Origin of the sequence: Neisseria yangbaofengii (genome assembly GCF_014898075.1) — a bacterium.
GTDB classification, from domain to species: Bacteria; Pseudomonadota; Gammaproteobacteria; order Burkholderiales; family Neisseriaceae; genus Neisseria; species Neisseria yangbaofengii.
Genome location: NZ_CP062976.1, coordinates 2,369,643 through 2,381,915 on the forward strand (window position 1 = coordinate 2,369,643; position 12,273 = coordinate 2,381,915).

A 12,273-nucleotide genomic window follows, 5' to 3' on the forward strand; every position below is an offset into this window, starting at 1 on the left:
TAAAATAAAACCTTACTATCGGTGGAGATTTTGAGAGAAAATCCGATAATTTAGCATAAAATTTCTAATTTATTAGAAATAGAAAAATTTATGATTGATAATATTGCCGTATTAATATTAGATTGTGTGGCTAATTTGCATAATATATAGCATGGGTGAAAAATTGTTGACGATTTTTATGCCCGATAAAGATATACCGATTTTCAGACGGCCCGAAGCAATGTAAGCGCAGGATTCGGCTGTTAAAAGAAGGTATAAATAGTGTTAGAATCAGAAACCTCCGAATTTCCGTAATATTTGGCAATATGAACAAACTGACCCCGCCGATTCTCTTTACCACGCTGTCGATGGCCTGTATGCAGGCATTTGCGGCCGATGCGTTTGTGCCCCGGGCCGATGATTACGAGCCTGTGCCCGAATCGGAACGTACGCCGCCAAGTATGAGCACGGAAACGGTTAAGCTCGATCCGAAATATCCGGTCAAAGTCGAAACCGACAACAGCGAAGTCAAAGAAATGGTGGAAACCCATTTGCCGCTGATTACCCAGCAACAACAAGAAGAGCTGGATAAAGAGCAAGTCGGTTTCTTGGCGGAGGAAGCGCCGCAAAACGTAACGGCCATGTTGCGCACCAAAGGCTATTTCAACAGTCAAACCAGCATCCGCGACGATCTCGCCACCGACGGCTATGTGGTCAACATCACCCCGGGCCCGCGCACCAAAATCGACAACGTCAGCGTGGCGATTATCGGCGATGTGTTGTCTGAAGGCGATGTCGGCGATTATTACAAAAACGCCATGCAAAACTGGCAGCAGCCGGTCGGCGACAATTTCGATCAAGACCGCTGGAGCAGCAGCAAAACTTCTGTGCTCTCGGCGGTGACGCGTAAAAAATATCCGCTTGCCAAAATCACTAATTCACAGGCCACCATCGACCCTAACCGCAATGCGGCCGATTTGGAAGTGATGGTCGAGAGCAACCGGCCGATTTATTTCGGCGATTTTCAGATTACCGGCACCAAACGCTATCCGGTGAATGTCGTTTCCGGCATGGCGCGTTTTGGGCCGGGCGATCCTTACGATTTGGATAAACTGCTTGATTTTCAGCAAGCCTTGGAGCAAAACGGCCATTATTCCGGCGCTTCGGTGCAGGCGGATTTTGATAACCTGAGCCAAGACCGAGTGCCGGTGAAGGTGAATGTGAGCGAAGTGAAGCTGCATAAATTGGAAACCGGTATCCGTTACGATTCGGAATACGGTTTGGGCGGCCGCATCGCTTACGATTATTACAATTTGTTCAACCGCGGCTACATCGGTTCGGCGGTATGGGACATGGACAAATACGAAACCACTTTGGCTGCAGGTATCAGCCAGCCGCGTAAGAGCAACGGCAAATACTGGACCACCAATCTGGCCTATAACCGTTCGACCACGCAAAATCTGGAAAAACACGCCCTCACCAGCGGGGTGTGGTATGTGCGCGACCGTAATAATATTGATGCCCGCGTCGGTTTGGAATTCATCATTGAAGAGCGCAAAGTACCCGACACCGATTATGATTTAGGCCGCAGCCACGCCACCATGCTCACCGCCTCATGGAAGCGCCAAGACATTGAAACCACGCTGCGCCCTGAAAACGGTTACTATCTTGACGGCAAAATCGGCGCGACTTTAGGCAAAGTGCTGTCATCCACCATGATGGCGAGCGCTCATGCCCGAGCCGGCTATTTCTTCACGCCGGAAAACAAAAAAATCGGCACCTTCATCGTGCGCGGCCAAACCGGCTATGTATATGCCAACGAAGATGAAGAAGTGCCTTCAAGCTTATTGTTCCGTACCGGTGGTGCATCGTCGATTCGCGGTTATGAGCTCGACAGTATCGGTTTGGCCGGCCCGAACGACTCGGTATTGCCGGAGCGCGCGATGTTGGTCGGCAGCTTTGAATACCAATATCCGGTAACTAAAAGTTTCTCTGCCGCAGTTTTCCATGATGTCGGTGATGCGGCACTAAACTTCAAAAAAATGACCATGAAACACGGTACCGGCTTGGGTGTGCGCTGGTTTAGCCCGGTGGCACCGTTTTCATTCGACGTGGCTTACGGCCATCAGGACAAAAAACTTCGCTGGCACATCAGCTTAGGCACGCGTTTTTAATGCTTCAGACGGCATTAAAAGGCCGTCTGAAAACCGAACTTTTATTTTTTTGTATCGTATCACCATGACCACAGAACAAGCATCTACCGCTGCGACGGGCACACCGCCAACCGATAACAGGCCTCCTGAAACGCCGCCTAAGCGCAAACGCCTCCGGCTGCGTGTTTTGGCATGGCTGGTGTTGTGCGCGTTGTTGTGCCTGTTCGGCTTGGCGGGGTGGGTGGCCGGCACCGAATCCGGCTTGCGTTTCGGTCTCTACAAAATTCCGTCGTGGTTCGGCGTGAACATCAGCTCAAAAACCTTGCAAGGCACCTTGATTGACGGCGTGCGCGGCGACGAATGGCTGATTGAAACCAAAGGCGCCGACATCAAAATCAGCAAGCTTACGCTGCAATGGGTGCCGTCTGAACTGACCCGCCCGAGCCTGCACATCAAAAAATTAATTGCCGGCGATATCGCCATTGCCACCAAGCCCGCCCCGCCGAAAGAAGACAAACCTTCAGACGGCCTGCCCGATAGCATCGACTTGCCGGTGACCGTGTTCATTGACCATGCCGAAACCGGCAAAATCACACTAGGCCCGAGCTTTGATGAGCAAACCGTTTACATCGAAAAACTCAAAGCCGCCTATCATTACGACCGTAAAGAGCATCGTTTGGATTTGGCCGAAGCCAAAACACCGTGGAGCGAATCGGCCGGTGCGGCGGTGTTGGGTTTGCAAAGCCCGTTTTCACTCAATACCGCGATTTACACCAAAGGCGAATTGGAAGGAGAAACCATCCACGGCACCACCCGCTTTTGGGGCAGCCTGCAAGACGTGAATACGCAAATCCTGCTCGATGGCGAGAATGTGCATCTGCACGCCGATTCCATCATGCATCCATTTGCCAAGCAGCTGAACGAGATGGTCGGCGAAGTGCATGTGAAGGGCATCAACATTAATCCGGTGGCATTTATGCCGTCGCTGCCCAAAGCCAACCTGACCTTTGATGCCATTCTCGTGCCATCGTTTACCGACGGCATTACCTTAGACGGCTCTCTGGATTTAGGCAATACTCAAGCCGATTTTGCCGACAACAACGGCATTCCCGTGCGTACCGCCTTGGCGGAATTTACTGTTGACGAGCAAGGCATGGTCAAAATCAATGAAGCACTGTTCGGCTTGCTGCAACAAGGCCGTCTGAAAGCAGCGGGCAGCATCGACACCGTCAAGCAGCAATTGGATTTGGCCATCGGCGTGGAAAACATTGTTGCCGCCGATGCGGTGCAACAAAATATTGCAGGCCGTCTGAACGGCAATATCAACGTCAAAGGCGAGACCGCATCGCCTGACATCGATTGGTCGCTCGACAGCGGTTTTGCCCGCACTACCGGCCTGCTTTCCATCCTTACCGACAAGCTGCAAGGCCAGCGCGCGCTCAAGCTTTCGGATGTGAAATTAACGCCGCAGGAAGGCGGCGAAATTACAGCCGGAGGCGAGATTCAGCTATTTAAAAATCAACTGCTTAAGCTCGATATTGTGAGTAAAAATTTCAATCCGGGCAAGATGGATAAGCAGCTTCCGGTAGGCAATATCAACGGCAATATCACGCTGACGGGAGAATTGGGCAAGCAAAAATTCGGCGGCAAAATGCAGTTTGGCCCGAGCATGCTCAACGGCGTGTCATTGAGCGGTAAGGCCGATATTCTGTATGAAGACCAACATCTGCCGCGTGCGCTGGCCGATCTCAAACTCGGCACCAACGTTATCAATACCAGCGGCAGTTTCGGCAAAAAAGGCGACCGCCTGAATCTGAATATCAGTGCGCCTGATTTGTCGCGCTTCGGTTTCGGCTTGAGCGGTTTACTCAATGCCAAAGGTTATTTGGGCGGCGATCTTTCAGGCGGCATCAAAACCTTGGAAACCGATTTGTCCGGCGAAGCACGCGCCCTGCGTGTGGGCGGTTTGCTGAATGTGCGCGATTTGGATTTCAAACTCAAAGGCTCTCCCGATGTAACCAAGCCGTTGACTGCCGAAATTGCCGGCGGCCGGATTGTGTTCGCAGGCGAAACGCCGACCGTGATTGATGCCATCAACCTGAGCATGAACGGTACCGGCCTGAACCACCGTATTCGCGGCGCCGGCAATATGGTTTTGGACAGCAAACCCTACAAGCTCGACCTTGATGCCAACGGCGGACTGAATCAAGACCTCGACCAATGGAAAGGTGTGGTGAATGTGCTCGACATCAGCGGCGCATTTAACCTTAAATTGCAAAACCGCATGAACTTGGAAGCCGGCGCCGAACGCGTGGCGATGAGTCCGGCGCGATGGGCGGCGATGGGCGGCGTGTTGAACCTGCAAAGTTTCGTGTGGGACAAGCAGACCGGCATCACCACCAAAGGCAGCGCGCAAAACCTGCACATGGCCGAACTGCATAATTTTTACCGGCCGCCTGTCAGCCATAATCTGGTGTTGGGCGGTGATTGGGATATGTCGTACAGCGAAAACGCGCGTGGTTATTTGAATATCGTGCGCCAAGGCGGCGATGTGATTCTGCCGCAAAACAACCAGCCTTTGGGCTTGGGCAACTTATCTTTGCGCACCCGTTTCCAAAACAACCGCATCGATGCGCAACTCGACAGCCACAGCCGCTTCGGCCGCGTGGATGCCGATGTCGGCATTAACCAGCAGTTCGGCGGCGATTTGGCCAATGCGCCGCTCACCGGCCGCGTGAACGCCAATATTTCAGATTTGACCGCATTACGTCCGCTCTTGCCGCCATCGGCACAAAGTTTGAGCGGCAGCTTCAGCGGCACCGCTGTGTTGGGCGGCCGGGTGGCGGCACCGAGCATTCTCTCTAATCTGAAGCTTAACACCAATTATGGCAACGGCGACGGTACCATTAATATCGGCCAAGGCAACAGCTTGGATACTTCGCCTTTGAGCGGCCGCATTAATCTGAATGTCGCCAACTTGGAAGTATTCCGCAATTTCATTCCGGTCGGCCAAACCATCAAAGGCCGTCTGATTGGTGCGGTGAATTTGGGCGGCAGCGTCGGCGATCCGCTGTTTAACGGCACGCTCAACGGCGACAATCTGTATTACCGCAATCAGGCGCAAGGTCTGATTCTGGACAACGGCGTATTGCGCTCGCGTCTGCAAGGCCGCCATTGGCTGATCGACAGCCTGAAATTCTATCGCGGCGGCACGGTCGAACTGAAAGGCCGTGTCGAATTGGAAGACGTGAATCCCGATGTCGATGTGGATATCGTGTTCGACAAATACCGCACGCTTTCCCGCCCGAACCGACGTTTAGCGTTAAGCGGCAAAGCCAAAGTGCTGTATAACGTGCAGCGCGGTGTGTCTTTGGTAGGCGGATTGAAAGCCGACTTCGGCCAATTCGGTTTCCAAGAATCGTCCATGCCGACTTTGGATGACGATGTGGTGGTGTTGGGCGAGCCGCCGAAAGAGCAAGCCGCCACCACGCCGATTTTCATGGATTTGGATTTGGACTTAAACGACAGCGTGCGCTTTGTCGGCGAAGGCTTGAACGTCACCCTGGGCGGTACATTGAAACTGACTGCCCGGCCGGGTGAAACAGTGCAGGGCATCGGTACGGTCAGGGTCATTAAAGGCCGGTATAAAGCCTATGGTCAGGATTTGGACATCACCAAAGGCACGATTTCCTTTGTCGGCCCTTTGAGCGACCCCAACCTCAATATCCGCGCCGAACGCCGCCTGTCGCCGGTTGGGGCGGGCGTAGAGGTGTTGGGCAATTTAAGCAATCCGCGCATTACCTTGGTGGCGAATGAAGCCATGAGCGAAAAAGACAAACTCTCGTGGCTGATTCTCAACCGTGCCAGCAGCGGCAGCGACGGCGACGAAGCCGCCCTTTCCGCAGCCGCCGGCGCCCTGTTAGCCGGTCAAATCAACGACCGCTTAGGCTTGGTGGACGATTTGGGCTTTACCAGCCGCCGCAGTCGCAACGCCCAAACCGGCGAACTCAATCCGGCCGAGCAGGTATTGACCGTGGGCAAACAATTGTCGCAAGAATTGTATCTTGGTTACGAATACGGCTTAACCAGCGCCGATCAGTCGGTGAAACTGATTTACCAACTGACCCGCTCTATCCAAGCGATTGCCCGCGTCGGCAGCGAATCTTCCGGCGGCGAATTGAAATACACCATTCGCTTTGACCGCTGGTTTAAAAAATCCGACAAAGAAGTAGATTCGGAAAAAGAAAAACAACCTTAATGAGCAGGCCGTCCGGAAAGCTAAAAACAGCTTTTCAGACGGCCTTTATGATTGAACCGCTTATCAGAAAGACAAACATGAAACCCATTATTTTAGACGGCGGCATGGGGCGCGAGCTGCACCGCCGCGGCGCACCGTTCCGCCAACCCGAATGGTCGGCGTTGGCCTTGACCGAAGCCCCCGATATTGTGCGTGAAACCCATGCCGACTATATCCGCGCCGGAGCCCAAGTGATTACCGCCAACAGCTATGCTGTGGTGCCGTTTCATATCGGCGGACAACGCTTTGCCCAAGAAGCCGAAAGCTTGGCCGCTACCGCCGGTAAACTTGCCCGCGAAGCCGCCGGCCAAAGCGGCAAGCCGGTGAAAGTAGCCGCCTCGTTGCCGCCGTTGTTTGGCTCATACCGCCCTGATTTATTTGATGCCGCTGCTGCGCCTGAATTGGCGCGCCCGTTAATCAACGGCTTGGAAGCCTATACCGATATTTGGTTGGCAGAAACGCAAAGCAGCATTGCCGAAGCCGCATTTTGGAAGACCCGCCTGCCGGACGACGGCAAACCGTTTTGGGTGTCGTTTACCTTGGAAGACACGCACGAACACGATGAGCCGGTATTGCGTTCGGGTGAGCCGGTGGCGGAAGCAGCGCGGGCAGTAGCGGCCTTGGGTGCGCAGGCATTGCTGTTTAATTGCAGCCGTCCGGAAGTAATGCTGGCGGCGGTGGAATGCGCTAAATTAGCGTTGGAAAAGCAAGATAAGTCATTGAAAATAGGCGTATATGCCAACGCCTTCGAACCGGCAGAAGACGGAATGAATGCCGCCAACGAGGGCTTGGACGAAATTCGTTCCGACACCACACCGTCGAACTATTTGCGTTGGGCGCAAGAATGGGTGGCGGCCGGTGCCGACATTATCGGCGGCTGCTGCGGCATTGGTCCTGAGCATATTCGGGTGTTGGCCGAAAAATTATAAATATAGTGAATCCACTTTAAAATAGTACGGCGTTGGTTCGCCTAGCCGTATTATCTATACTGTCTGGCTCACCGCCTTGTTCTATTTTAAAGTGAATTTCAGACGGCCTCGTTTTCATGCGAGGCCGTCTGAACACAGATACTCAAAACGGATAAACATGCGCCCTACTCTTGTGATCAATATCATCGGCAACCTCATCGGTTGGGGGCTTTATTTCCTACTGCTGCGACGGTTGGCCTTGCCCGGTATCGTGCAAATTGTATTGGCGTTTGCACTGTGTTTTGCCGGGATTAAAATCTCCAAAAAAATCTACCGCCGATTGAACTGAATAATTTTCAGACGGCCTAAGGTGTAGGAAATCGCCGGGTTGTCACACTTTTTATGCAAAACAGTTTTTGTTTTTTGCCCGAATAATTGTTTCAGGATTTTTGAGCGTTATCAAGAGCCATGCGGCTTTGCCGTACCCTTCGGCATTCTTGGCAACACTCGGAAATCTCCAAACGGGTCTTCAGGGGGAAAAAAGAAAAAGTGTAAACAACGCTGGGATTTCCTGCATCAATGATGGTTGGTACTTTCTTAAAATCAAAAGGTGAACCTATGAACCCGAAACTTGCTTTTGCACTCTCCGCTGTCTTTGCAGCCACCGCCTGCAGCAGCCCGAATCAACCTGACAGTGCGAACAATCCGCCTGCGGCCGAACAATGCTTTGCCTTAAAACAAGCGCAGATTGAAAACACTCGAATCACCAAGGCAGAATGGTCAAACGATGGATTGGTGGGCGCTGACCGCATGTCATCACTGACCGGAGGCTCGGCCACCGATAGGCAGGCAGGGGCGCATTGTGTGGTGGAGGGCGAAATTGGCGCACGCACGGGTGCGGACGGCAAACCTTACGGCACCAAGTTCCAAATGCGTTTGCCGCAAAACTGGAACCGCAAGTTTCTGTTCCAAGGCGGTGGCGGGGTGGACGGTTTTGTCGCGCCGGCTTTGGGCAGCATTCCGGTGCGCACGTCAACCGCCATGCCTGCTTTGACGCGCGGCTATGCCGTGGTCAGTATGGACGGCGGCCACCCGATGCCGACACCTGATTTCGGTGCCGACCCGCAGGCGCGTTTGGATTTTGCCTATCAATCGACCGGCAAAGTGACGCAAGTGGCCAAGCAGTTGATTCGGAAACTCTACCAAAGCGCACCGCAACACAGCTATTTTATGGGCTGTTCCAACGGCGGCCGAGAAGCGATGATTGCGGCGCAACGCTACCCGACCGAGTTTGACGGCGTGATTGCCGCCAATCCGGGTTTCCGTTTGTCGCGCGCGGCGGTGGCCGAAGTGTGGGACACGCAACAATTGATGAAAATCGCACCGAAAAATTCAGACGGCCACAAAATCTTGGCCAACGCCCTCACCCAAGCCGATTTGGATAAAGTCAGCCAAGCAGTATTGAACCGCTGCGATGCCAAAGACGGCTTGAAAGACGGCGTGATTAACGCGTGGGAAAGTTGCGGCTTCCGCCCTGAAATGGCCGGACTGAGCCCTGCCAAAACCGCCGCACTCAAAGCCGTGTTTGACGGTGCGAAAAACAGCAAGGGCGAGCAGATTTACAGCGGCTGGTTTTACGATTCGGGCATCAACGGCGAAGACTGGCGCCGCTGGAAATTGGGCACATCGCAAACCGCCGAACCGAATGCCCGCAATGTTACGCTTGGCTACGGTTCGCTAAAATGGTATTTCATGACGCCGCCTGTGCCTGATTTTGATTTGAGCCGTTTCGATTTCGACACCGATACGCCGAAAACCTACGCCACCGGCAAAATCAACGATGCTACGGATACCGACATGAGTGCATTCCGGCAAAACGGCGGCAAGTTCATCATCGTAACCGGTATTTCCGATCCGGTGTTTTCCGCCAAAGACCAACGTGATTGGTTTGCCGCCATGCAGCGCGATACGCCGAATGCAGAAAACTTCAGCCGCATGTTTATGGTGCCGGGCATGAACCATTGCGGCGGCGGCAAAGCGTTTGATGATTTCGACCCGCTTACCGCCTTGGAAAACTGGCACGACAAAGGCCAAGCGCCGGAATTGATGCTCGCGAAAGGCAAATCCTTCCCCGGCCGCAGCATGCCGCTGTGTGCTTATCCGAAAATTGCTGTGTACAAAGGCGGCGATGAGAAGAGGGCGGAAAGTTTTGTGTGTGAATAGTCTTTAAAAATAAAAATAATACGGCATTGCCGGCTCCCTTATATACTGGGTGTACACGGCGGTCGCTGTCGCCTTGTCTTATTTCTATTTTAAACGACTATCAAACACGTCAATGGCAAAAGGCCGTCTGAAAAATCATCTTTCAGACGGCCTTTTGCTATCGGCAGCTATCGGCGGATTACAAACCCAACTGCTGTTCCAGTTTTTCCACCAATTCTTCGTCCAGATTCAGTGCTTCGGCCAGTTGGGCGAGGAACACGATTTCTTTGCGCGACATTCCGTCACACACCACCCGTGCGGCAAGGTAGGCGCCGGAAGCCAAAGCGCGGTCGTTGCCGACGGCTTGGGCGATGTCGGCGATACCGGCCGGATTGGCGTATTCGGCAGCTAACCAACGCAAAGTGGCCGGATCGTCGCCGCTCTCGTTGCTGATGAGCTGTTTCTCGTTTTCATCAATCAGGCCGTCTGAAGCGGCGGCGGCAATCATGGTGCGCAATAACACGCGGCTTTGCTCTTCGGCTTTGCTTTCATTCGGCTCGAAATCACTTTTCAGCGGCGCAGGCTTGGTCGGATTGTTTTTCTGCCAGCCTTGGTAGGCTTGGTAGGCCAACATGCCCAGCGCGGCCAATGAGCCTACTTTGGCCAGCGGGCCGGTGTTTTTCTTTTTCAACAACATCGACACCAAGCTGGCCGCCACGGCACTGCCGCCCAATGAACCGAGCAAACTGCCGTTGTTGGCACCTGCGGCAGGTGTGTGATTTTTCTGAACGCTGTTCAAAACCAAATTCAATAAGCTGTTTAAGTTCATGGTCGGTCTTTCTTTGAGTGAGTTGTGTTCCCAACATATCGGTTTTCCGTGTCATTGCCAAGCTGGGCGAAGGTTAAGTATTTGAAAAGTCTGTTTACATTAGAGGCCGTCTGAAAATGATTCCTGCGCTAAGGGTATGTTTCAGACGGCCTTTTTAAGCAGATTTTGTGTAAATCGGTTAAAATTGCCGCCCCCGTAAAAAATTCAGAAAGAGATTGATGTCTTCCAAATCCACAATCGGGCTGACCGCGCTCACGGCGTTGGTGATCAGCTCCATGATCGGATCGGGCATTTTCAGCCTGCCGCAAAACATGGCCTCGGTAGCCGGATCGAAAGCCCTGCTTATCGGCTGGCTGATTACCGGTGTCGGGATTATTTTCTTGGGCATGTCGTTTGCGGTGTTGGCCCGTTTGCGTCCCGACCTTGACGGCGGTATCTACACTTATGCGCGCGAAGGCTTCGGCGGCATGATCGGTTTCTTCTCGGCTTGGGGTTATTGGTTGTGCACCACGGTGGGTATTGTCGGTTATCTGGTGGTGGCGTTTGAAGCGGTCGGCACGTTTACCGATACACCGGATTTTGTGCTGTTCGGCAAGGGCAATACCTTTTGGGCATTTCTCGGCGAATCGGCGGCGGCATGGCTGATTTATTGGCTGGTGGCGCGCGGTATCAAAGAAGCAGCAGGCGTGAACTTGGCGGCGACGTTTGTGAAAGTGTTTCCGTTGATTCTGTTTATCGGCTTGGCCGCTTATTTCTTCAAAAGCGATGTGTTTATGGCCGATTGGACGGGTGCGGGTTTGGCCACGCCGGAAAATCCCGATACCGGCATCATGAACCAAGTGAAAAACACCATGCTGATTACGTTGTGGGTATTTACCGGCATTGAGGGCGCGGCGGTGTTGTCGAAACACGCGAAAAGCCGTGCCGATGTCGGCAAAGCGACCGTGTTGGGCGTGGTGTCGGTATTGCTGATGTATGTGGCGATTACCGTATTGGCGCAGGGCATTTTGCCGCGTGCGCAGATTGCCGCGATGGCCAACCCTTCGATGGCGGGCGTGTTGGCGCACATGGTCGGGCAATGGGGCAAAGTGTTGATCAGCGTGTGTTTGATTGTGTCGGTGTTGTCGTCGTATTTGAGTTGGACGCTGTATGCCACAGAAATCCCGCACTTGGGCGCGAAAAACGGCGCATTTCCGCCGTCGTTTGTGAAGTTGAACCAAAACAGTGTGGCGCACGGCTCGTTATTGTTTACCACGCTGACGGTGCAATTGTGCCTGTTTTTGGTTTGGCAGACCGGCAACAGCTATGAAACGCTGCTGCTGGTTTCCACCTCGATGATTCTGATTCCGTATTTCCTCATCGGCGCGTTTTTGCTGAAACTCGCGTTCGCGCAAAATTTAAGCTTAGGCATCAAAATCACCGGCCTGATTGCTACCGTGTATGCACTGTGGATTGTGTATGCGGCGGGTACGGAATATCTGCTGTTTTCCGTGTTGCTGTATCTGCCGGGTGTGCTGCTGTATCTTTATTCGCAATACAAGCATCATGGCCGTCTGAAACTCAAGGGCTTTGAAAAAGCGATTCTGCTGGTGTTGGCGGTATTGGCCGTGCCGGCGGTGCAGCAATTGGTAGCCGGCCTGTCGGCTTAATAAAGAACAAAAAACGCCTGCTTTTCAGGGCAGGCGGTAACCGTAGTTTTTTTATTTTTAGGCTGCTTCGTTATTGACCAAACAGCGGCACAAGTATTTAAGATGAGTCCAATGGCTGTACTGAGTTTCAGCCTGAAATAGCCTTGAGCAGAGGGCTGCTTCATTTCGAAACAGTCCTTTCCTGATTCGGTTTCGCAACAAAAGTCCCGCTGCCATGGGGCTTTTGTTGTTTCCGGCCCCGCACGCATTATGTTGG

8 protein-coding genes are annotated in these 12,273 nt (G+C 53.0%); 6 read left to right on the forward strand and 2 right to left on the reverse strand.

Features of this window, described 5'->3' with window-relative positions; all coding sequences use genetic code 11:
* Positions 1-305 precede the first annotated feature (305 nt).
* The 5 genes from H4O27_RS11540 to H4O27_RS11560 all read left to right on the forward strand — a co-directional run bounded on the left by H4O27_RS11540 (position 306) and on the right by H4O27_RS11560 (position 9,560).
* Positions 306-2,153: an autotransporter assembly complex protein TamA gene (locus H4O27_RS11540; RefSeq protein WP_165007070.1), complete on the forward strand. Its 1,848-nt coding sequence runs from the start codon at positions 306-308 to the stop codon at positions 2,151-2,153.
* Between the two features lie 64 nt (positions 2,154-2,217).
* On the forward strand, positions 2,218-6,390 hold the full coding sequence (locus tag H4O27_RS11545; RefSeq protein ID WP_165007067.1) for a translocation/assembly module TamB domain-containing protein: 4,173 nt from the start codon (positions 2,218-2,220) through the stop codon (positions 6,388-6,390).
* A 77-nt stretch (positions 6,391-6,467) separates the two neighbouring features.
* Positions 6,468-7,358, forward strand: coding sequence for a homocysteine S-methyltransferase family protein (locus H4O27_RS11550; RefSeq protein ID WP_165007064.1), 891 nt, complete (start codon positions 6,468-6,470; stop codon positions 7,356-7,358).
* 157 nt (positions 7,359-7,515) lie between these two features.
* Positions 7,516-7,686, forward strand: coding sequence for a hypothetical protein (locus H4O27_RS11555; protein ID WP_165007061.1), 171 nt, complete (start codon positions 7,516-7,518; stop codon positions 7,684-7,686).
* Positions 7,687-7,955: 269 nt separating this feature from the next.
* On the forward strand, positions 7,956-9,560 hold the full coding sequence (locus H4O27_RS11560; RefSeq protein ID WP_165007058.1) for a tannase/feruloyl esterase family alpha/beta hydrolase: 1,605 nt from the start codon (positions 7,956-7,958) through the stop codon (positions 9,558-9,560).
* A 178-nt stretch (positions 9,561-9,738) separates the two neighbouring features.
* Here the strand turns inward: H4O27_RS11560 and H4O27_RS11565 are convergent, their stop codons facing one another.
* Positions 9,739-10,368: a tellurite resistance TerB family protein gene (locus H4O27_RS11565; protein ID WP_165007055.1), complete on the reverse strand. Its 630-nt coding sequence runs from the start codon at positions 10,366-10,368 to the stop codon at positions 9,739-9,741.
* 218 nt (positions 10,369-10,586) lie between these two features.
* Between H4O27_RS11565 and H4O27_RS11570 the strand changes: the two genes are divergently transcribed.
* Positions 10,587-12,017, forward strand: coding sequence for a basic amino acid/polyamine antiporter (locus H4O27_RS11570; protein ID WP_165007052.1), 1,431 nt, complete (start codon positions 10,587-10,589; stop codon positions 12,015-12,017).
* Here H4O27_RS11570 and H4O27_RS11575 read toward each other — a convergent pair.
* Positions 12,014-12,181 carry a hypothetical protein gene (locus tag H4O27_RS11575; RefSeq protein WP_165007050.1) on the reverse strand — a complete coding sequence of 56 codons (168 nt, stop codon included), beginning with the start codon at positions 12,179-12,181 and terminating at the stop codon, positions 12,014-12,016. The genes H4O27_RS11570 and H4O27_RS11575 overlap by 4 nt on opposite strands.
* Positions 12,182-12,273: the final 92 nt, after the last annotated feature.